The 20,445-nt window shown below is 73.2% G+C and carries 19 protein-coding genes; 10 read left to right on the top strand and 9 right to left on the bottom strand.

The window, feature by feature from the left end; translation table 11 throughout:
• Position 1 precedes the first annotated feature (1 nt).
• The 7 genes from ACFVDM_RS14815 to ACFVDM_RS14785 all read left to right on the top strand — a co-directional run bounded on the left by ACFVDM_RS14815 (position 2) and on the right by ACFVDM_RS14785 (position 6,767).
• Entirely contained in the window at positions 2-1,024 is a 1,023-nt protein-coding gene (locus tag ACFVDM_RS14815) for an NrtA/SsuA/CpmA family ABC transporter substrate-binding protein (RefSeq protein ID WP_383638363.1), read from the top strand.
• Positions 1,021-1,911 (top strand): ABC transporter permease, encoded by an 891-nt coding sequence (locus tag ACFVDM_RS14810; RefSeq protein WP_383638360.1) that lies wholly within the window; start codon positions 1,021-1,023, stop codon positions 1,909-1,911. Before ACFVDM_RS14815 ends, ACFVDM_RS14810 begins: the two co-directional genes overlap by 4 nt.
• Positions 1,908-2,705, top strand: a complete 798-nt coding sequence (locus tag ACFVDM_RS14805) for an ABC transporter ATP-binding protein (protein ID WP_383638357.1) — start codon at positions 1,908-1,910, stop codon at positions 2,703-2,705. Before ACFVDM_RS14810 ends, ACFVDM_RS14805 begins: the two co-directional genes overlap by 4 nt.
• A complete protein-coding gene (locus ACFVDM_RS14800; protein WP_383638354.1) occupies positions 2,706-3,593 on the top strand; it encodes an ABC transporter substrate-binding protein in 888 nt (295 codons plus the stop codon).
• 4 nt (positions 3,594-3,597) lie between these two features.
• Positions 3,598-4,671, top strand: a complete 1,074-nt coding sequence (locus ACFVDM_RS14795) for an LLM class flavin-dependent oxidoreductase (protein WP_383638351.1) — start codon at positions 3,598-3,600, stop codon at positions 4,669-4,671.
• Positions 4,672-4,799: 128 nt separating this feature from the next.
• The gene (locus tag ACFVDM_RS14790) at positions 4,800-5,048 is read left to right on the top strand and encodes a WhiB family transcriptional regulator (protein WP_383638348.1); all 249 of its coding nucleotides are present in this window, start codon (positions 4,800-4,802) and stop codon (positions 5,046-5,048) included.
• Positions 5,049-5,177: 129 nt separating this feature from the next.
• Complete coding sequence (locus tag ACFVDM_RS14785; RefSeq protein ID WP_383638345.1) at positions 5,178-6,767, top strand: GMC family oxidoreductase; 1,590 nt, start codon at positions 5,178-5,180, stop codon at positions 6,765-6,767.
• A 23-nt stretch (positions 6,768-6,790) separates the two neighbouring features.
• On the opposite strand, the gene ACFVDM_RS14780 is transcribed toward ACFVDM_RS14785, so the two are convergent.
• Entirely contained in the window at positions 6,791-7,702 is a 912-nt protein-coding gene (locus ACFVDM_RS14780) for a chitosanase (protein ID WP_383639150.1), read from the bottom strand.
• 74 nt (positions 7,703-7,776) lie between these two features.
• Here ACFVDM_RS14780 and ACFVDM_RS14775 point away from each other — a divergent pair, with 74 nt between their 5' ends.
• The gene (locus ACFVDM_RS14775) at positions 7,777-11,136 is read left to right on the top strand and encodes a hypothetical protein (RefSeq protein ID WP_383638342.1); all 3,360 of its coding nucleotides are present in this window, start codon (positions 7,777-7,779) and stop codon (positions 11,134-11,136) included.
• Between the two features lie 51 nt (positions 11,137-11,187).
• Here the strand turns inward: ACFVDM_RS14775 and ACFVDM_RS14770 are convergent, their stop codons facing one another.
• The 3 genes from ACFVDM_RS14770 to ACFVDM_RS14760 form a co-directional block, all read right to left on the bottom strand.
• Positions 11,188-12,162, bottom strand: a complete 975-nt coding sequence (locus ACFVDM_RS14770) for an acyl-ACP desaturase (RefSeq protein ID WP_383638339.1) — start codon at positions 12,160-12,162, stop codon at positions 11,188-11,190.
• 244 nt (positions 12,163-12,406) lie between these two features.
• On the bottom strand, positions 12,407-12,598 hold the full coding sequence (locus ACFVDM_RS14765) for a hypothetical protein (RefSeq protein WP_383638336.1): 192 nt from the start codon (positions 12,596-12,598) through the stop codon (positions 12,407-12,409).
• A gap of 11 nt (positions 12,599-12,609) precedes the next feature.
• Positions 12,610-13,461: a helix-turn-helix transcriptional regulator gene (locus ACFVDM_RS14760; RefSeq protein WP_383638333.1), complete on the bottom strand. Its 852-nt coding sequence runs from the start codon at positions 13,459-13,461 to the stop codon at positions 12,610-12,612.
• Between the two features lie 175 nt (positions 13,462-13,636).
• On the opposite strand from ACFVDM_RS14760, the gene ACFVDM_RS14755 reads away from it, so the two are divergent.
• Positions 13,637-14,086 (top strand): ATP-binding protein, encoded by a 450-nt coding sequence (locus tag ACFVDM_RS14755; protein ID WP_383638330.1) that lies wholly within the window; start codon positions 13,637-13,639, stop codon positions 14,084-14,086.
• 45 nt (positions 14,087-14,131) lie between these two features.
• Here ACFVDM_RS14755 and ACFVDM_RS14750 read toward each other — a convergent pair whose 3' ends face one another.
• The 3 genes from ACFVDM_RS14750 to ACFVDM_RS14740 form a co-directional block, all read right to left on the bottom strand.
• On the bottom strand, positions 14,132-15,763 hold the full coding sequence (locus tag ACFVDM_RS14750; RefSeq protein ID WP_383638327.1) for an ABC-F family ATP-binding cassette domain-containing protein: 1,632 nt from the start codon (positions 15,761-15,763) through the stop codon (positions 14,132-14,134).
• A 305-nt stretch (positions 15,764-16,068) separates the two neighbouring features.
• Positions 16,069-16,485, bottom strand: coding sequence for an SsgA family sporulation/cell division regulator (locus tag ACFVDM_RS14745; RefSeq protein WP_383638324.1), 417 nt, complete (start codon positions 16,483-16,485; stop codon positions 16,069-16,071).
• Between the two features lie 304 nt (positions 16,486-16,789).
• Entirely contained in the window at positions 16,790-17,083 is a 294-nt protein-coding gene (locus ACFVDM_RS14740; protein WP_383638321.1) for a YciI family protein, read from the bottom strand.
• Positions 17,084-17,156: 73 nt separating this feature from the next.
• Here ACFVDM_RS14740 and ACFVDM_RS14735 point away from each other — a divergent pair, with 73 nt between their 5' ends.
• Positions 17,157-17,834 (top strand): endonuclease V, encoded by a 678-nt coding sequence (locus ACFVDM_RS14735; RefSeq protein WP_383638318.1) that lies wholly within the window; start codon positions 17,157-17,159, stop codon positions 17,832-17,834.
• 22 nt (positions 17,835-17,856) lie between these two features.
• Here ACFVDM_RS14735 and ACFVDM_RS14730 read toward each other — a convergent pair whose 3' ends face one another.
• Both ACFVDM_RS14730 and ACFVDM_RS14725 read right to left on the bottom strand, forming a co-directional pair.
• Complete coding sequence (locus ACFVDM_RS14730; protein ID WP_383638315.1) at positions 17,857-19,047, bottom strand: ROK family protein; 1,191 nt, start codon at positions 19,045-19,047, stop codon at positions 17,857-17,859.
• A gap of 264 nt (positions 19,048-19,311) precedes the next feature.
• Positions 19,312-20,445 (bottom strand): OmpL47-type beta-barrel domain-containing protein (locus ACFVDM_RS14725; RefSeq protein WP_383638312.1); only part of this gene is annotated, 1,134 nt, incomplete at its 5' end.

Raw genomic sequence — 20,445 nt, 5'->3', positions numbered from 1 at the left:
CATGCGTCTGCCCCGATCCCCGCGCACGGCCGCCACCACGGCCCTCCTCACGGTCTCCGCGCTCGTCGCCCTCACCGCCTGCGGCACGTCCGAGGCCGACAGCGCCCAGGACGGACCGGGCGGCCGGGCCACCGTGACCGTCCGCATCCCCGACCCCGGCAACTCCGGAGTGCTCGCCCGAGGCAAGAAGGACGGCAGCCTCGACAAGGCCCTCGCCAAGGTCGGCGCCGAGGTGAAGTGGACCGGCAGCGCGGGCCCGTTCGCCCCCGCCGCCCAGGCGATGAACGCCGATCAGCTGGACATCGCCACCGGCTCCATCACCTCCGGCATCACCTCGCTCGCCCAGCGCCCCGGATTCAAGTTCTTCACCGCCGTCGACCCGGACGCCGCCGGCGAGGGCATCCTCGTGCGCGACGGCTCCGGCATCCGCTCGGTCGCCGATCTGGTGGGGAAGAAGGTCGCCGTCAACCAGGGCGGCACCGGGGAGTACCTGCTGCTCAAGGCCCTCGCCAAGGCCGGGATCCCGGCCGACCGGGTGACCCGGGTCTATCTGCGGCCGGACCAGACGGCGGCCGTGTTCAACGCGGGCAAGGTCGACGCCTGGGCCGTCTGGGCCACCTACGCCGTCGCCGAGATCGGCAGCGGCAAGGCCCACTTCGTCGCCGACGGCGCGGCGATCGGCTCCGACAACTACAGCCTCAACGCCGTCCGTACGGACTTCGCCGAGCAGCACCCGGAGGTCGTCGAGGCGCTCTACCGGTACCTCCACGACGCCAGCGCCGAGGAGAAGCGGAACCCCGCCGCGTACCTCAATGTCTTCACCGACGTCGGCCCCACCGCCGTCACCGGACGGGCCAAGGAGGTCCAGACGGAGTTCACCGCCCAGGGCGGCACCGTGGACCCCATCGGCCCCGAGGACATCACCCGCTTCAAGGCCGTCGCCGCCTTCTACGCCGAACAGAAGGTCACCCGTACCGAGGTCGACGTCGCCGCGCACCTGCTGGACGTGGAGACCCTGACATGAGCGGCCCCGCCATCGGCACCAGGACCGGAACCGGCGTCCTGCCGGGCGGCACCGGCGGCGCGGAGCCGGACGCCCTCGCCGGGCTCGTCCGGCCCCGCCCCCGCACCGGCCGGCCGCGCGGACGCGCCTACGCCCTCACCGTCCGCGCGCTCGGCCCCGTCGCCCTGCTGGTCCTGTGGTGGGCGGCCTCCGCCACCGGGCTGCTCACCCCCGACGTCCTCGCCTCACCCGCCGACGTCCTGCGCGCGGTACGGGAGCTGTGGGGCAACGGACAGCTGCCCGACGCCCTCACCACCTCCCTCACCCGCTCCGGCCTCGGCCTCCTCGTCGGACTCGCCGCCGGACTGACCCTCGGCATCACCACCGGCTTCACCCGCCTCGGCGACGAACTCCTCGACTCCTCGCTCCAGACCCTGCGCACCATCCCGTTCCTCTCCCTGGTCCCGCTGTTCATGGTCTGGTTCGGCATCAACGAGACGGCCAAGATCCTCCTCATCGCCGTCGCCACCACCTTCCCGATGTACGTGTCCACGGCGAGCGGGGTGCGGAACACGGACCCGAAACTCGTCGAGGCCGTGCGCAGCTTCGGGATGGGCCGGCTCGCCCTCGTCCGCGAGGTCGTCCTGCCCGGCGCCCTGCCGTCCCTGCTCGCCGGACTGCGGCTGTCGATGACGCTCAGCGTCATCGCGCTGATCGCCGCCGAGGAGATCAACGCCACCGCCGGCATCGGCTATCTGATGTCCCAGGCCCAGAGCTACGCCCGCACCGACATCCTCGCCGTCTGCATCCTCGTCTACGGACTCCTCGGGCTCACCGCCGACATCGTCGTACGCCTCCTGGAACGCCTGCTGATGCCGTGGCGCACCCGGAAGGGAGCCACCCGATGAGCGCCACCGCCGCATCCGCCGCCCCCGCCGTCCACGTACGGAACCTGCGACGGGTCTTCGACGGCCGGGCCGTCCTCGACGGGCTCCGGCTCGACATCGCCCGCGGCGAGTTCGTCGCCCTGCTCGGCGCGAGCGGCAGCGGGAAGACGACCCTGCTGCGCATCCTCGGCGCCCTCGACGGCGCCGACGGGGGAGAGGTGCTGGTCCCCGAGGCCCGCACGATCGTCTTCCAGGAACCGCGCCTCGTCCCCTCCAAGCGGGTCCTCGCCAACGTCACCGTCGCGCTGCCCCGCGGCCGGGCGGACGACGGGCTGAGGGCCCTGGCCGAGGTCGGCCTCGAACGCCACGCCACGGCCTGGCCGGCCACCCTCTCCGGCGGCGAGGCCCAGCGCGTCGCCCTCGCCCGCGCCCTGGTCCGGGAGCCCGAACTCCTGCTGCTCGACGAGCCGTTCGCCGCGCTCGACGCGCTGACCCGGCTGAAGATGCAGGACCTCGTCGGGGAGCTGTGCCGCCGCCACCGGCCCGCCGTGCTGCTGGTCACCCATGACGTGGACGAGGCCGTCCGGCTCGCCGACCGCGTCGCCGTCCTGCGCGACGGCCGGCTGGTCACCGACGAACCCGTCACCGTCGCACGCCCCCGCGACCCCGGCGACCCCGCCTTCGCGGCCCTGCGCCGCCGGCTCCTCGCCGACCTCGGCGTCGAAACCGCACCGACGGCCCGGCCGCCCGCCGGACCGTCCGCCGCACCACCCGTCCCGCCGTCCCCCGAACGAACCGAAGCCGGAGTGATCTGAATGGCCCTCACCATCGGTGTCCACAGCAGCAACCCGTCCCTCTACTACCTCTACCACCTCTCCCGTCTCGGCTTCGCCCAGGAGGAACTGGCCCCGCTCGGGGAGACCGTCGTCTTCCACCCGTACACCAACGGCGTCCGCACCGGAGAGCTGCTGTCCCGGGGCGTCATCGACTTCGGCGGCACCGGATCCACCCCGCCGGTCACCGCCCAGGCCGCCGGACACGACATCGTCTACACCGCCGTCTCCGCCCCGCGCCCCGAACACGGCGCGCTCCTCGTTCCCGAGGACTCCCCCCTGACCTCGGCCGCCGACCTCAAGGGCACCACCGTGCACCTGGCGATCGGCTCCTGGCAGACCCACCTCGTCGCCAAGGCCCTGGACGACGCGGGACTCTCGTACGCCGACGACATCACCGCCGTCCGCTCCGGCCCCGACAGCGAGCGGCTGCTGCGCACCGGCGAGATCGCCGCCTGGGTCGCCCAGGGCGCCGAACTGGCCGCGGCCCGCCGCACCGGCGGACTGCGCACCCTGATCCGCACCGGCGACGTCATCAGCGACCGCTCCGTCTTCTTCACCCGCCGCGAGCTGGCCGAATCCCGCCCCGAGGTCGTCGAGGCGCTGACCCGGGCGCTGGAGCGCGCCGACGCCTGGGCCGCCGCCCACCCCCGGCAGGCGGCCGAGATCGCCGCCGCGGACCTCGGCGGCCAGGCCGACGACTGGGAGACCGCGCTCACCTCCCTGCCCTGGGCGATCGAACCCGTCGGCGACGCCTTCCTCGCCGAGCAGCAGGAGGCCGCCGACATCTTCCACCGCACCGGATTCATCGACCGCCCGGTCACCGTCGCGCACGCCCGCGCACGGGCCGCCGCCGACAAGGCGGTATGACGACATGGCGACAGAAGTCCTCTGGTACGTCATCCCGCGCGAGGGCGCCTATCCCTGGGAACCCGAGGGCAGACGCCCGGTCGACCTCGGCTATCTGACCCAGCTCGCCGGCACCGTCGAACGGCTCGGCTACAGCGGGGCGCTGCTGGCCACCGACCTCTACGACGTCTGGCCGCTCGGCAGCGCGCTCGCCGCCTCCACCAGCACCCGGTTCAAGCCGCTGCTCGCCGTCCACCCAGGACTGATCGCGCCGACGTTGCTGGCCAAGATGGCCCTCAGCTTCGACACGCTCTTCGGCGGCCGGCTCCGCTTCAACGTGGTGAACGGGTCCACCCAGGCCCTGCGGGAGTACGGACTCCACGTGGAGCACGACGAGCGGTACGAACTGAGCGCCGAGTACTGGTCGATCGTGAAGCGGCTCACGGCCGGCGAGGTCTTCGACCACAAGGGCCGCTTCTACGACCTGAAGAACGCCGGGGCCTCCTTCAGGGAGCTGAAACCCGTGCAGGACGGACCGGTCCCGCTCTGGTTCGGCGGCTCCTCGGACCCCGGCATCGAGATGGCGGCCGAACACGTCGACGTCTTCCTCACCTGGGGCGAGCCGCCCCATCTGCTGAAGGAGAAGCTCGCCAAGGTGCGGGCCAGGGCCGCCGCGTACGGCCGGACCCTCCGCATCGGGCTGCGGCTGCACCTGATCGTCCGCGACACCGAGGACGAGGCGTGGGCCGCAGCCGACCGGCTTCTCGACGTCACGAGCGAGGCGACGTACGCCCGGCAGCTCGGCGACCGGGCCGGCGAGGACGGGGTGGGCTGGCAGCGGCAGTTCCGCCAGCACGGCGGCAGGGTTCCCGCCCGCGCCCGCGAACTGGAGGTCCACCCGAACATGTGGCCGGGCATGAGCCTGTTCCGGCCGGGTCCCGGCACCGCCGTGGTCGGCTCGACGGCCCAGGTCGTGGAGCGGCTGAAGGAGTTCGAGGACCTGGGTGTCGACACCTTCATCCTCTCCGGCAACCCGCTGCTGGAGGAGGCCTACCGGGTCGCGGAGACGGTGCTCCCGGCCCTCGGCGTCACCCGCTGAGCCGCGGCCGGAGGCGCACGGGGCCCACCCGGTGCGCCTCCGGCCCACGGGAGGCCCATCGCCCGTTCCCGGCGACGCGCCATGGATCGTTGATCAGTCGTTTATCGCGGCACGGCACTGTATGGCCCATGCTGATCAACACCGCGGCCGACCCCGCTCGCGCCTGGCAGGAGACGGCGCTGTGCGCGCAGACCGGGCCCGAGTTCTTCTTCCCCGCCCCCGGCAGCTCCACCCGTGAGGCCAAGCAGCTCTGCAACGCCTGCGAAGGACGCCAGGCCTGTCTGGAGTACGCACTCGACAACGACGAGCGCTTCGGCGTCTGGGGCGGTCTCTCCGAGAAGGAGCGCGACCAACTGCGCAGAGTGACCAACGCCTGATCCGCTCCGCCGCGCGCACCGGGCGGGTGTGAACCGCACCCGCCCGTGCGAGACTTCGGCCTTCCGTACATCGTCCCGCGGGTCCCCGGCCGCACCGGCGGCCCGCGACGACCGCGAGGAGAAGCCGAGTTGAGCGAGTACGACTACATCGTCGTCGGAGCCGGATCGGCCGGCTGCGTGCTGGCGGCGCGACTGTCCGAGGACCCCACCGTCCGGGTCGCGCTCATCGAGTCCGGCGGCCCCGACCGCGGCACGGAGATCCGGATCCCCGCCGCCTTCCCCAAGCTCTTCAAGACGGCCTACGACTGGGACTTCACCACGGCCGAGCAGCCCGCGCTCGGCGGCCGGGAGCTGTTCTGGCCGCGCGGCCACACCCTGGGCGGCTCGTCCTCGGTCAACGCCATGATGTGGGTACGCGGCCACCGCGACGACTACGACGCCTGGGCCCGTGCCGCCGGAGCCGAATGGGGCCACGAGGCGTTCGTCCCGTACTTCCGGCGCGCCGAGCACTGGACCGGGCCCACCGGGCACGGCACCGTGTACGGCACCGAGGGCCCGCTCTTCGTCTCACCGCCGCGCGCCCCCTCCGATCTGACCGGCCACTTCCTCGACGCCTGCCAGGACGACGGACTGCCGCTGCTGCCCGAACTGAACGCGCCCGACCACAGCGGCGTGGCCATGACCCCGGTCAACCAGCGCCGCGGCCGCCGCTGGAGCGCGGCGGACGGCTACCTCAAACCGGCCGCCCGCCGCCCCAACCTGGACGTCCTCACCGGCACCCGGGTCACCGCCCTCGCCTTCGACGGCACCCGGGCCGTCGGCGTCCGCACCACGGGCACCGGCCCCGCCACCCTCACGGCCCGCCGCGAAGTCCTCCTCAGCGCCGGCGCCGTCGGCTCCCCGCACCTGCTGATGCGCTCCGGCATCGGCGACCCCGAGGACCTGGGACGGGCCGGGATCGAGGTGCTGGCCGCCTCGCCCGACGTCGGCCGCAACCTCCAGGACCATCTGTCGTACGCGGTGACCCTGCACTGCCCGCGCCCGGTGACCCTGACCGGCGCCGACACCCCGGCCAACATCGCCCGCTATCTGCTGGCCCGGCGCGGACCGCTCACCTCGAACCTCGCCGAGGCCGTCGCCTTCGTGCGCAGCGATCCGGCCCTCGCCGCCCCCGACCTGGAACTGATCTTCGCCCCGGCCCCCTTCATCGAGCACGGGCTGACCGCCCCGACCGAGCACGGCCTCACCATCGGTGTGGTCCTGCTCCAGCCCGGGAGCAGCGGACGCATCACCCTGGACCCCGACGGCGGGGACCGCGGCCCCGGCATCCGGATCGACCCCGGTTACCTGACCGACCCGGCCGACCTGCCCCGGCTGATCGCCGGGGTGCGCCGCGCCGAGACCCTGTTCGCCTCGGGGGCGCTGGCCCCGCACACCTCGGGGCCGATGGCCCCGTACCCCGGACCGGTCGACGACGACCGCCTCGCGGAATCGATCCGGGAGGCCGCCCAGACCCTGTACCACCCCGTGGGCACCTGCCGGATGGGCGAGGACGACGCGGCGGTCACCGATCCGCGGCTGCGGGTGCGCGGGGTGGACGGGCTGCGGGTCGTGGACGCCTCGGTGATGCCGCGCATCACCCGCGGCCACACCCACGCCCCGACCGTCGCCCTCGCCGAGAAGGCCGCCGAACTGATCCGGCAGGACGCACGGGCCTGAGCAGCGGCCCGGCCGGGGCCGGATCAGGACGGGAGGCGGAACGTCTCGCCGTACACCTTCCAGGTCAGCGGCGTCTCCAGGGACAGGTTCCCGTCGTCGAGGAACGCGCGCTGGGCGGTGTCGATGCGCGAGGTGTCCTGCTGGTGCTTCTTCGACTTCATCACGGCACGCGCCGCGTCGAGGAACGCGTCCAGGTACACCGACTCGTCGCCGCCCTCCTCGACCGTGTCCGCCTCGGCGAGGGCGGCCTTGCGGATGCCGTAGAACTCGTCGGGCCCGGCGCCCGGCCCCTGGAGGACCATCGCGTCGAAGTAGATGTACTGGCCCAGGGTGCCGAGCCCGTCGAGCTTCGCCAGCCGGACCGCGGGGACGAAGTAGTCGTGCTCGCGCACCTGGTCCTGCGCGGCGCGGAACTCCGGGTCCTCGGCCGACTTCTTCCAGGCGGCCGTGAACCCGGGGTCGAGACCCTCGTGCGAGGCGGTGCCGTCGACCTTCCGCAGCGCCGGGAGGAACGGCGCCAGCGGACTGTCCGGGTGGTCCTTCGTGAACGACTCGACGAACGCCAGCATGTCGTGGGTGCCGGAGCAGAAGCCGACGATCCCGGCGTTGTACCCGGTCCCGTCGTTGTTGTCCTCGATCGTGGCGTACTGGCTGCGCCAGTCCAGCGTGGAGCCCTCCGCACTGGCGAACAGCTTCCAGGCGATCTCCCGCTCCTTCGGCGCGGCCAGCCCCGCGGGCATCTTCGCGACCCGCGCGTCCATCTCCGCGCGCTCCCCGTCGTCCGCGGCGGCGTACGGATCGGCCGGCTCCGCGGACGCGGCGGCCGACGATTCGGCGGTGGGGGAGTCCTCCGGCAGCCCGGAGTCGCTGCCGCTGTTGAAGAGGATCGAGGCGGCTATCGCTATCGGTATCCCGAAGAGCACCACGCGGGTCACAGGTTTCACCCGCCACAGCGTACGGTCCGTAAAGCGCTGGGGAGCGCCCGCCCCCGCACGGCACAATCGCCCCCATGACCGAAGCCCTGCTGAACGCGCTCGATCCGCTTCCGTACCCCGCGCGCATGCGCGAACTCGCGGTCCGCGCGCGTGCGCTGTCCGCCTCGGGAGAGCCGCGCGCCGTGCTCGACGCGCTGGACGGGGGCGGCCCCTACGAGCGGGGGACCGCCGTCGTCGCGGCCGCCGTCGGCGGGGACACGGAGTGGATCGGCGCCCGCGTCGGCGACCCGGACCCCTTCGTCCAGGGCCACGCGCTGAGGGTGGCGCGGAGTCTCGGCGTCCCGGACGAGGCGTACGAACGGGCCCTGGACGACCTGCCCGCCACCGCGCGGCGCCGGCTGCTCCGGGCCGTCGTCACCGACGGGCGCGGCGCGCTCGCCGCCCGGCTGATCGACCGGGTGCGCGCGGAGTGGGGCGACGAGGCGGCCACCCTGCTGCTGCCGGCCTGCCCGCCCGCGACGGCCGCCGCCCTCCTGCCGGACCTGCTCCACGCGGTGGCCGGCTGGAGCGCCCTCGTCCGCAGCCACCCCGACCTCCTGCTCGACGTCGTCGACGCGCAGCTCGCCGCCCTCGCGGCCCCCCAGCGCGCCCTGCGCTGGCAGCGCGACGCGCCCGGCATCGCCGCCTGCGCCCACGTCCGGCCGGACCGCGTCCTCGACCTCCTCGAACGCCTCGGCCCCGACGTCCTGCCGCGGCCCCTGCTCCTCGCCGCCGGCACCCTCGCCGCCGCCGACCCCGCCCGCACCCTGCGCCTGCTGCTGCGCCCCGGCACCCGGCCGCTGCTGACGGGCGGCGCGCCCGTACTCGGCCGCGGCACTCTGGTCCGGCTGGCCCGCACCGCGCCCGACGGGCTCGTCGTGGAACTGGCCCGCGCGCTGGCCCAGGACTCCGGCGCTCTGGCCCGCCTGCTCGCCGCCCTGCCGCCCCGCCGCCGCACCGCCCTGTACGCCTCGGTGACCGAGGGGCAAGGACCGGCCCGGCGCGGCGTGGACCCCGTCGTGCTGGACGCGCTGCCCCGCGCAGGGGTCGCGGACGTGGCCCGCCGCGCCGCCGAACGGGCCGAACGGCAGGGCGAGGCCTGGTCCACCGTGCTGCTCGCCCGCTCCTACCTGCCGGTGGCCGAGGTCTGGGACGACCTGCTCGCCGCCACCCGCCGGCCCCTGGCCGCCGACCGCGCGTTCGCCTGGCCGCTGCTGGTCCGCAACGCCGCACGCACCGGGGAGCCCGGCCCCGTCGCCGTCCTCCTCGACGACATGGCCCGGCTGCGCAACGAACAGGACCCGGTCCGCTCGGCCGCGCTCACCGCGCTGAGCACGGTACCCGCGCCCCTCTTCACGGAGGCCGCGGCACCCGCCCTGGACCGGATCGCCACCGACGCCGTCGAGGCCCGCGACTCCTCGTACACGACCCGGCAGGCGCTCACCGCCCTCGCCGTGCGGCTGCTGCGCGAGCACACCGTCACCGGCCGGCCCGCCCTCGTCAGCTGGGCCCTGCGCACCCTGGTGCGCATCTCCGGGAACACCGGGGGCGCCGACCTCGGACGGCTCGACCGCACCCTGCGCCGGGGCCAGGAGCACGCGGTGTTCGACGCGCTGCGGCCCTGGCTGGAGGCGGGCGCGGAGAAGAGCGACTACGGGCTCGTGTTCGCCCTGACCCGGGCGCTCGGCCGGCGCGCCGCCGGGCTGCCCGAACTCCAGGACCTGCTGTGGCAGGCGGTCCGCTTCGGCACCGCCGCAACCGCCCGGACCGCCGTCGCCCTCTGGCTGGAGCCGGCCGCGACCCGGTCCGAGCGGGTGGAGCGGCTGCTCGCGCTCGACGCCTCGGCCGGCACCGTGCCCGAGGTGCTGCGCGTCCTCACCCGCGTCCGCACCGACCTGCTCGATCCGCTGCTCGCCACCCCGCCGCCGCACGGCCGCTTCCTCGCCCCCGGCGCTGCCTGGACCGTCCGCCCGGGACCCGAGGCGCGCCGCTGGGTGCCGCGCCAGCACCGCGCCGCCGCCCGCGCGCTGCGCCGCGCCGCCCGCGACGAGAAGCTGCCGCTGTACGGCCGCGCCGCCGCGATCGGAGCCCTGGCCTCCATACCCGCGCTCGGCACCGACGCCGTACGGGAGTGGGCCGCGTCGGACGACGTCGTGCTGGCCGAGGCCGCGCTGACGGCCCTCGGCCGCACCGACCGGGCCACCGACGTACTTCCGGAACTGCTGGCGCTGAGCGGGGACGACCGCGCCCGGGTCGCCGTCTTCGCCGCCGGACGGGCCTCCCGGAACGTCCGGCCCTCCGTGCTGGCACCGCTGCTGCGGGCCCGGCTGGCCCCCGGCACCGGAAAGGTGACCGCGCGGAAGGAGGCCGTCCGCCTTGCCGTGGTCCGGCTGCCCCTGGAGACCGCCGCCGATCTGGTCGCCGAGGCGTACGGGGCGCCCGGACAGCACGAGGACGTGCGGGCCGCGTGTGTGGCGGCCGCCGTGGACCTGCTGGGCGACGCACGGATGTGGCGGATGCTCGCCGAGGCCGCGTCCGGCCCCGCCGTGCTGCGCGCCGCCGTGCTGGACGTGTGGCCGTTCTGCCTCCCCGCGGCGCACCGCGCCGGATACGCGCGCCTGGTCCGCGAGGTGTGCGCGACGGACGACGAGGAGCTCGCCGCGTCCGCCCACGGGGTCGCCGCCCACTGGATCCCGTGGGAACCGGCGCTCGGCGCGGTCCTGGCGGACGCCGTCACGGATCTGGGGCGCCGCTCCTGGCAGGCGGCGGCCGGCGCGCTCGCCAGGGCCGCGTCCGCAGACTCCGGGGAGGCCGCGCAGGCCCTTCTGGGGGCCCTCGCGACGCTCTCGGACGCGGTGGCCGTGGAGGACGCGGACAGCGACCGCGACCGGCCCGCCCGGCAGCGCGCCGTCCACCTGGTCAACCGCCTCGTCCTGGGCGCGCGGACCCCCCTCGGCGCCCCGGACCGCACCGTTCTGACCGCCGCCGGCGAACTGCTCGCCCGCCACCGCGACCACGTACCGCAGGCCGCCGCCCTGCTGGTGGAGGCCGTGGATCCGCAGAGCGGACCCGAGGAGCTGTACACCGCACTGGACCGGCTGGCCGGGCTGCACACGGGCCGGGCCGCCCTCGCGGCGCGCACCGCCGCGCGTTTCGGCGCGCGTGCCCGGGTGCCCGGGGGCGAGGACGGCGCGGCCGGTCTGCTCCAGGTGGCGGGGCGGCTCGCCGAGGACGGGCGGCTCGCCCACGGGCTGCTGGCGGTGAGCCTGGTCGCGGCGGGCGGCCGGCACACCGGCTGGACCGGTCCCTGGCGCACCCAGCTGCGGCTGCTGCGGCGCCACCGGGAGGCCGAGGTGCGCGACGCCGCGTACGCGGAGGTCACCGCGGAGGAATGAGCCGAGGGGCCCGTGCCCGGCCGGGCACGGGCCCCTCGGGGGTGTCCGGGGTCAGCCCTGGGCGCGGGCCGCCATCCGGGCCTTGCGGGCGGCCAGCTTCTCGTCGAACTTGGACGCCTCGCCGTCCAGCCCGTTCATGTACAGCCCCAGCTCCTCCTGGGCCCGCAGGCCGTCCGGGCCGAGGCCGTCGATGTCGAGCACCTTCAGATAGCGCAGCACCGGCTGGATCACGTCGTCGTGGTGGATCCGCAGGTTGTAGATCTCGCCGATGGCCATCTGCGCGGCGGCCCGCTCGAAGCCGGGCATGCCGTGTCCGGGCATCCGGAAGTTCACCACGACATCGCGCACGGACTGCATCGTCAGGTCCGGGGCGAGCTCGAAGGCCGCGCCCAGGAGGTTGCGGTAGAACACCATGTGCAGGTTCTCGTCGGTGGCGATACGGGCCAGCATCCGGTCGCAGACCGGGTCGCCCGACTGGTGGCCGGTGTTGCGGTGCGAGACCCGGGTGGCCAGCTCCTGGAACGCCACGTACGCCACGGAGTGCAGCATCGAGTGGCGGTTGTCGGACTCGAAGCCCTCCGCCATGTGCGCCATGCGGAACTGCTCCAGCTTGTCCGGGTCCACGGCGCGGGAGGTGAGCAGATAGTCCCGCATCACGATGCCGTGGCGGCCCTCCTCGGCCGTCCAGCGGTGCACCCAGGTGCCCCAGGCGCCGTCGCGGCCGAAGAGCGAGGCGATCTCGTGGTGGTAGCTGGGGAGGTTGTCCTCGGTGAGCAGGTTCACCACCAGGGCGATCCGGCCGATGTCCGTGACCTTGGACTGGTCCGTCCGCCAGGCCTCGCCGTCCTCGAATACGCCGGGGAAGTTGCGTCCGTCGGAGAACGGGACGTACTCGTGCGGCATCCAGTCCTTGGCGACCTTGAGATGGCGGTTGAGCTCCTTCTCCACCACTTCTTCCAGCGCGTACAGCAGTTGGGCGTCGGTCCACGCCGGTGAACTGCCGAGGTGGGCAGAGGTGATCGTCACGGGGAGCTCCTGGGGACGGGAGAATTACCTACGGCTTCGTAGGTTACGAAACCGTAGGTTAAAGCCGGGGTAAGGCTCTGGCCAAGCCCATCCCGGCGACCGCTCCTCACGCGGTGTCATCGTCCCAGGTCAGCTGTGTACGGGGAGTGTGCGGAGGCCGGGCCGGCCCCCAGTGGCGGGAAGCTCCGAACAGTCGGCGTACTCGGAGCGCGGGCGCACGGGGGGCGCGGTCGGGCGGGCCGGATCAGAGCAGATGGTCCGCCGCTCCGGACTTCACGGCGGAGATCAGTGCCCGCAGGGCCTCCACCGAGTCGCTGACGTAGGCGGCGGTGTCGGTGGTCGAGCCGATGTAGGCCCGGCCGTGGTCGTCGAGGCCGAACCGGAAGCAGTTCGCTCCCTCGCTGCAGAAGGCCTCGTCCCAGCAGATGTCGTTCATGCTCTCTCTCCTCATAGGTCCTGCGCTATGCGCCGGATGAAGTCGCGCGACTCCTCCACGGGCAGCGCGAGTGCCCGCATCCGTTCCAACAGGCCGCGGTAGCGCCTGAGTTGCATGTCCGCGTCCAGCAGGATCGAGCCGTGCGACGAATCGAGCTGCACGGTATCGAGCTGCGGGACGGCCGCGCCGACATAGGTGAACGACTGACCGGCCCCGGGGAAACCCCCCGCCGCGAACGGGATCGCCCGGACCGTGATCCGGTCGCGCTCGGACTGCTGGAGGATGTGCTCCAGCTGGGCCCCGCTCACCTTCGGCCCGCCGAACTGCATGCGCAGCGCGGCCTCGTGGATCAGCGTCTCGTACAGCGGCGGGCGGTCCCGTTCCAGCACCTCCTGGCGGCGCAGCCGCAGCGAGAGCCGGGCCATCAGATCGGGTCGGGGCAGCGGGGGGACGGCGGTGTCGAAGACCGCGCGCGCATGCTCCTCGGTCTGCAGCAGGCCGGGGATGTGCGTCGTGGTGGCGGTCGTCAACTCCACGGCGTGGTATTCGAGTTCGGCGATGTCCAGCAGGCTCGGCAGCAGCAGTCCGCGGTGCTCCTCCCACCAGCCCCTGGCCCGTTCCGTCGCCATCTCGGCGAGCAGGTCGACGAGCCCGGCGTCCGGGCAGCCGTAGTTGAAGGCCAGGGTGCGGACCCGTTCGGCGCTGATGCCGAAGCGGCCCGACTCGATGTTGGGGATGCGGGTGCGGTCCACGCCTAGCAGCGCCGCTGCCTGCTGTGCCGTCATCCCCGACTGCTCGCGCAACTTGCGTAGTTCGTACCCGAGTCGTTGTTGTCGTGCGGTAGGTGTACTTCGGGGTGGCACGGTGTGATTCCTTCCGGGGCGGGAGTGGCGAAATGCCGGAACCACACAAGTAGTAGCACTGTGCTCCGGTCGTACGCTACGGTCGGTAGTGCCAGTCTCACACGGGGCGACCGCGCCTCTGTGTGATCGTCACCACACGTATGAGAAAGACGAGTCCCCCTTGATGAAAGGCGCATTGCGTTGCCTTCCGGCCCCCGCGCCGGCGGGCCCCACCCCGCCGGAGGCGGACAACCTGAGTTATTCCTTCGCTCTGCCCGGCGGCGCCTTCTGCGCCGGTCTCGCCCGCCGCTCCGTGAGCGAACTGCTCACCCGGCACGGCCTGGACGAACTGCGCGAGACTGCGGTGCTCGCCGCCTCCGAACTGGTCGCGGCCGCCTACCGGTTCACCCCCGACCGCGAGATGCTGCTGCGCGTCCACTGGCAGTTCGACGCGCTGCGGATCATCCTCTACGACCAGCATCCGGCCCACGAGTCGCCGGAGCGGTCGGAGGAGTGCCGCGAACACCGCAGCGCCAGCATGTGGCTGCTGGCCGCCGCGGTGGACGCGCACGGAGGGGACTGGGGGCTGACTCCCGCGCTGACGGCCTCCGGCGGCACCAAGGCCTGGGCCTTACTCCACCGGTGACCGCGACCGCGTCCGGGTCCTGAGCCCCCGTCCCCGTACCGCCCCTCACATCCCCGAGCGCACCTCCTCGGCCGACGTGGTCCGCAGTCCGTCGTCGAGCAGCAGCCAGCGCGTGATCCCCAGCGATTCGAGGAAGGGCACATCGTGGCTCGCCACGATCAGAGCCCCCTCGAACGCGTCGAGTGCCGCCGTCAGCCGGCGCACGCTCGCCATGTCCAGATTGTTCGTCGGCTCGTCCAGCATCAGCAGCTGAGGCGCCGGCTCCGCCAGCAGCAGTGCGGCCAGAGCGGCACGGAACCGCTCGCCGCCCGACAGCGTCCCGGCGGCCTTGTCCGCGCGCGTCCCTTTGAACAGGAAATGGGCCAGTCGCGCCCTGATCCGGTTGTTCGTGGCCTCCGGGGCGAACCTCGCCACGTTCTCCACCACGCTCAGCCTGTCGTCCAGCACATCGAGCCGCTGCGGCAGAAACCGCGCCGGCACCTGCACACACGTCGATCCGGACACCGGCGCCAGCTCACCGGCCAGGGTCCGCAGCAGCGTCGTCTTGCCCGCGCCGTTGCGCCCCACGAGGGCGATCCGCTCGGGGCCGCGGACCTCGAACCAGCCCGGGACCCGCGCCCCGTACAGCAGTTCCAGCTCCGTCGTCCTCAGCACCTCGCGGCCCGGGGGGACCTTGGTGTGCGGCAGCTCCACCCTGATCTCCTCGTCCTCCCGCACCGCTTCGACGGCCTGGTCCAGGCGCTCCCTGGCCTCGGCCAGCCGTTCGGCGTGCAGGATGCGGTGCTTGCCCGCGGACTCCTGGGCGGAGCGCCTGCGGGCGCCCATGACGATCTTCGGTTCGCGTTTGTTCTCCTGCATCTTCTGCCCGTAGCGCTTGCGCCGGGCCAGTTTGACGCCGGCCTCGGCGAGTTCGCGCCGCTGGCGGTGGACATCGGCCTCGGCGACCCGCACCATGCGCTCGGCCGCCTCCTGCTCCACAGCCACCGCCTCCTCGTACGCGGAGAGGTTCCCGCCGTACCAGGTGACGGAGGAGTCCCGCAGATCGGCGATCTGGTCGACCCGCTCCAGCAGTTCGCGGTCGTGGCTGACGACGAGGAGCACCCCGTGCCAGGCGTCGACGGCCGCGTGCAGCCGGGCGCGGGCGTACAGATCCAGATTGTTCGTCGGCTCGTCCAGCAGCAGGACGTCCGGCCGGGCCAGCAGCAGCGCCGCCAGCCGCAGCAGCACGCACTCGCCGCCGGACATCTCGCCGACCGTGCGGTCCAGCCCGAGACGACCGAGGCCGACCTGGTCGAGCATGGCCCGCGCCCGCTCCTCCACGTCCCAGTCGTCGCCGACGGCGGCGAACGCCTCCTCGCCGGTGTCACCGGCCTCGATGGCGTGCAGCGCCGCCCGCGTACCCGCGATGCCGAGGGCCGCGTCGACGCGCAGCGCGGTGTCCAGGACCAGATTCTGCGGCAGATAGCCGATTTCGCCGGCCGTGGTGACGCGGCCGTCCAGCGGCGCGAGTTCCCCGGTGACCAGCCGCAGCAGCGTGGACTTGCCCGAGCCGTTGAGCCCGATCAGTCCGGTGCGGCCGGGGCCCACGGTGAGGTCGAGGCCGTCGAACACCTGGGTGCCGTCCGGCCAGGAGAAGGAGAGGGAGGTACAGCTGATATGGGTGAGAGGGGTTGACACGAGGAATCTCCCGGTTGCGTGGAAGGGGCGTGGGCAACGGGACGAGACACCGGCCACGGGCCTTCCACGGAAGGGATGTTCCTACGGTGGAGGGAGAAACCCAGGTCGCGGAGGACGGCTCGAAGAGCTGAGGTCACACTCGGGCACGCGGACATGAGGACATGGCACGGCGTGCGACACGGTGTCTCGGGACCTCAGACGAACAACGTCCTGCTCCGATCGGCGACGACAGGGACGCGTACGACGGTACGGACGCGCCGGGGGCGGGGCAACCGATTTGAGCGGCCGGCCTCCGCGCGCACCGCTCAGCGCGGTCCGTCCAGCAGCCGCGCCAGATCCCGGTCCAGTTCGAGGAAGCGGTGCTCGTCCCCGGCCGGGACCAGTTCCTGCGCGCGCCGCAGGAACCGGCGCACCTCGTCCGTCCTTACGTGCACCATCGCGATGCCCTCCGCCGCGTGGAACTCCAGCACCGTGCGGTCGTAGCCGAAGGGTCGCACCCGCACGTCGCCCAGCCCGGCCGGGGTGTCCATTCCCGCCGCCAGCAGCTCCCGGGAGAATTCCCAGAGCACCGCCGTGCCCTCCAGCGTCGCCGGCGCGGGGAACGCCATGCGCACGGCGAACGGATCCGCCGGGTCGTAGCTCAGCACGGCGGGAAGCGTCTCCATCCGCGGAGCGGATGCGACCATGCGGGCCTGTACGGACTGCTCGATAACGGTGGACACGACCTGCTCCCTCTGGCGACCGGACGGACGGTTCCCGGCACTGATACAGACGACCGAACACGCGGTTCCGTGCACCGGGGCGCGGCGTGAGCTGCGTCACCGCGCACCGCACGCCGCTGACTGCTCGGGTGCCCCGATCCGCGCCCCGCACCCTGAACGGGGCACGGCTCGTGGGTCAACAGGCCCCAGCTTCCAGCGCCATGAGGGCCAAGGGGAAGACGCGACGACCGATGTCTCCGGGCATGTGCGGGGCGGCGCTCGCGACCGTCGATCGCCGCACGGGCGTTCGTCGGACGAGAAGCGGTCAGGCCCGCTGACGGTACGGTGCCAGCGCGTCCGAGGTCTTCGTCGCGATGAACTCCGTGACCCGGTACGCGCAGACGCCGTGCACGGCGAACGGGTCCGTCTCCGTGAGCCGGACGATCGTCTCCCGGTCGTCCCCCACGGCGAGGATCACCCCGCCGTCACGCGGGTTCTTCCGCCCCGACGCCACGAACACCCCGGCCGCGTACTGCGCGTCGAGCCAGGCGACATGCTCCGCCATGACCGCGTCGACACGGTCGAGCGGGGCGGTGTAGGACAACTCCAGTACGAACATGATCACCACGGTACGGGAGCGTTCCGCCCGCCCAACCGGAGCGCTCCGGACAGCCCTTAGTGTGGTCGTCACCATGACTGCTTTCCGGATGCCCGCGGACGAGGCCGAGGCCCGTGCCGTCCAGGACGATCTGCGTACCCGTGTCGTGCTCGACGAGCCGGGGCCCGAGCCGGGCACCGGCCGGGTGACGGGGGTCGACGTCGCCTACGACGACGAGCGGGACGTGGTCGCCGCCGCGGCCGTTGTCCTGGACGCCGCGACCCTGGAGGTGGTGGCCGAGGCGACCGCCGTCGGCCGGGTGACCTTCCCGTACGTGCCCGGACTCCTCGCCTTCCGTGAGATCCCCACCGTGCTGGCCGCCCTGGAATCCCTGCCGGCCGATCCCGGGCTCGTCGTCTGCGACGGCTACGGCCTGGCGCACCCGCGCCGTTTCGGCCTCGCCAGCCATCTGGGCGTGCTGACCGGACTGCCGGTCATCGGCGTCGCGAAGAACCCGTTCACCTTCACGTACGAGCAGCCGGGGCCCCGGCGCGGGGACCGGTCACCGCTGCTCGACGGCGGCGAGGAGGTCGGCCGGGCACTGCGCACCCAGGACGGCACCAAACCGGTGTACGTTTCGGTCGGACACCGCACCGGCCTGGACAACGCCTGTGCCCACACCCTGCTGCTGGCCCGGGACTTCCGCCAGCCGGAGACCACCCGCCGCGCCGACGCGCTGTGCCGGCGGGCGCTGCGCGAGGCCACGGCCTGAACGCCCCGGGGCGGCCGGCCGGTCAGGCCGGTGAGAAGACGTGGTTGCTGATCAGGCGCGTGGCGCCCACGACCCCGGCGACCTGGCCGAGTTCGCCCAGCACGATCGGGAGGTTCCCGGTGGCCAGCGGCAGCGACTGGCGGTAGATCTGGGTGCGGACGCTGGCCAGCAGATGATGTCCGAGTCCGGTGAGCCCACCGCCGATGACCACCAGACCGGGGTTGAAGAAGCTGACGAGCCCCGCGATCACATGGCCCGTGCGGGTGCCGCCCTCGCGGATCAGGTCCAGCGCCTCGGTGTCCCCGGCCGCCGCGGCCGCCGACACGTCCTCGGCGCTCAGCGTCCCCGCCGCCGCGAGCCGGGCGGCCAGCGGCTCCGAACGGCCCGAGCGGGCCAGCTCCGTCGCGTCCCGCACCAGCGCGAGCCCGCTGAAACACGCCTCCAGACACCCCGTGTTGCCGCACAGGCACCGCGGCCCGTCCGCCACCACCTGGATATGGCCGATGTCCCCGGCGCTGCCCGTCACACCCCGGCGCACCTCGCCGTCCACGACGATGCCGCAGCCGATGCCCGTCCCGAGCTTCACACAGAGGAAGTCCCGCACCGAACGGGCCACGCCCGCCTGCTGCTCGCCCAGCGTCATCAGGTTCACGTCGTTGTCGACGAGGACCGGGCAGCCCAGTTCGCGGCTCATCTCCTCGCGGACCGGATAACCGTTCCACCCCGGCATGATCGGCGGCGCCACGGGAACGCCCTCCGGGAACCGGACCGGCCCCGGAACACCGATCCCGGCACCGTCGAAGTGCTCCACCGACGTGGTCCGCCGCAGCTCGGCGACCAGCTCGCGCACCTGCGCGAAGACCGCGACCGGCCCGTCGCGCACATGGAGCGGGGCGGCGAGATGGCCCAGGATCTCCAACTCCGCGTTGGTCACCGCGACATCGACCGAGGTCGCCCCGATGTCCACACCGAGGAAACGCATCGACGGGGCCACCCGCACGTTGTACGAACGACGGCCCCCGCGCGAGGCGGCCAGACCGTCGGGGACGATCAGTCCGGCCTCCATCAGCCGCTCGATCTCGAACGCGAGCTTCGAGCGCGACAACTCCACCAGATCGCCCAGCGCGACCCGCGACTGCGGTCCGTGGTCGCGCAACAGGCGCAGCAGCCTGGCCTGATGCAGATTGGCCGGTCGGACCGTGGAACTCCTCACACCGCCCCCGTCGAGGTGAAAGCCGCCCGCCACGCCCGGCGTTCGGGCTCGGCTTCCGTCGGACCGTAGCACTGTGTCTCCGCTGGGTAAAAGAAACTTATGCGCCGAGTGGGCGGGACTTTTCTCCGGACCGGGACAAACGCCACGCTCCGCACGCGCCGCCCCGTGTCCGCCGCGGCGGCGCCCGGTTCGCACACGCCCCGGGCCCGGCGGGGGGAGTCGTCGGACTCTCCGCCCCGCCGGGCCCGGTGCGAGGAGCGCGACTCAGCGGGCGTCGGATCCGTGACCCGGCGCACCGACGTCGGACCGTGCGGCGGCCTTCTTGATGGCCGCGGACTCGCGCTGGTCGATGACGCCTTCCTTCCGCAGCGCGTTGACGACGTCGCCGACGTGGTTGACGAAGGCGCCGTGGTTCTTCCAGGCCCGGTGGTCCTCGATCAGCTGGTTGATCGTGCAGCCGTCGGCCGTGACGAGGTTCGGGACCCCGGTGTTGACGAGACCGGTGAACACGGTGGCCCGGTCGTCCGTCTCCGGGCAGTTCGCCGGCGGGTTGCCGTCCACCACGGTGAGCGACAGCGACTGCGCGGCGGACGTGTTGCCCGCCTTGTCGGTGGCCCGGTAGAGCACCGTGTGGCTCCCGGACCGCGAGATCGCCACCGGTCCGCCGTACGCGAGGTACGGTCCGCCGTCCAGTGAGTACTCGATCCCGGCCACGCCCGACTCCGCGTCCGTGGCCGTCACGGTGACGGTCGCGCCGCCCACGTACTCCCCGGCGTCGTTCTTCGTCCCGGACACCGACGCCGAGACCTCCGGCGCCGTCCCGTCCTCCGGCGGAGCGGCGGCGACGGTGAACGTCACCGACTGCGCGACCGAGGTGTTCCCGGCCTTGTCGGCCGCCCGGTAGAACATTTCGTGCCGACCGGTGGCGCTCACCGAGACCGGTGCCGTGTACGGCTGGTACGCGGCGCCGTCCAGCGCGTACTCGATCCCCGCGACCCCCGACTCGGCATCCGACGCGGTGATCGTGACGGTGGCCGTGTCCACGTACTCCCCGGCCCCGTTCCTGACCCCGGTCACGGTCGCCGAGGTCTCCGGAGCCGTGCTGTCCTCCGGCGGCTCCGGAGCGGCGACGGTGAAGGTCACCGTTTTGGTGGTGGAGGTGTTTCCGGCTTTGTCGGTGGCGCGGTAGGTGAGGGTGTGGGCGCCGGTCGTCTTGACGGTGACGGGGGTGGTGTACGCCTGGTAGGCGGCGTCGCCGAGGGTGTATTCGATGCCTGCGACGCCTGATTCGGTGTCTGTCGCGGTGAGGGTGACGGTGGCGGTGTCGATGTATTCGCCGGCGTCGTTCTTGGTTCCGGTGACGGTTGCCGAGGTCTCCGGGGCGGTGGTGTCCTTCGG

This window comes from Streptomyces sp. NPDC057682 (assembly GCF_042799575.1).
Classification (GTDB): domain Bacteria; phylum Actinomycetota; class Actinomycetes; order Streptomycetales; family Streptomycetaceae; genus Streptomyces.
The sequence above is the reverse complement of the archived record's forward strand: the minus strand, read 5'-3'. Positions and strand labels throughout refer to the sequence as shown.

Coding starts and splice junctions, on each gene's coding strand:
- ACFVDM_RS14765 (WP_383638336.1), bottom strand. CDS start 12,598: ATGAACGACATCTGCTGGGACGAGGCCTTCTGCAGCGAGGGAGCGAAC.
- ACFVDM_RS14810 (WP_383638360.1), top strand. CDS start 1,021: ATGAGCGGCCCCGCCATCGGCACCAGGACCGGAACCGGCGTCCTGCCG.
- ACFVDM_RS14795 (WP_383638351.1), top strand. CDS start 3,598: ATGGCGACAGAAGTCCTCTGGTACGTCATCCCGCGCGAGGGCGCCTAT.
- ACFVDM_RS14790 (WP_383638348.1), top strand. CDS start 4,800: ATGCTGATCAACACCGCGGCCGACCCCGCTCGCGCCTGGCAGGAGACG.
- ACFVDM_RS14775 (WP_383638342.1), top strand. CDS start 7,777: ATGACCGAAGCCCTGCTGAACGCGCTCGATCCGCTTCCGTACCCCGCG.
- ACFVDM_RS14815 (WP_383638363.1), top strand. CDS start 2: ATGCGTCTGCCCCGATCCCCGCGCACGGCCGCCACCACGGCCCTCCTC.
- ACFVDM_RS14735 (WP_383638318.1), top strand. CDS start 17,157: ATGACTGCTTTCCGGATGCCCGCGGACGAGGCCGAGGCCCGTGCCGTC.
- ACFVDM_RS14740 (WP_383638321.1), bottom strand. CDS start 17,083: ATGTTCGTACTGGAGTTGTCCTACACCGCCCCGCTCGACCGTGTCGAC.
- ACFVDM_RS14805 (WP_383638357.1), top strand. CDS start 1,908: ATGAGCGCCACCGCCGCATCCGCCGCCCCCGCCGTCCACGTACGGAAC.
- ACFVDM_RS14800 (WP_383638354.1), top strand. CDS start 2,706: ATGGCCCTCACCATCGGTGTCCACAGCAGCAACCCGTCCCTCTACTAC.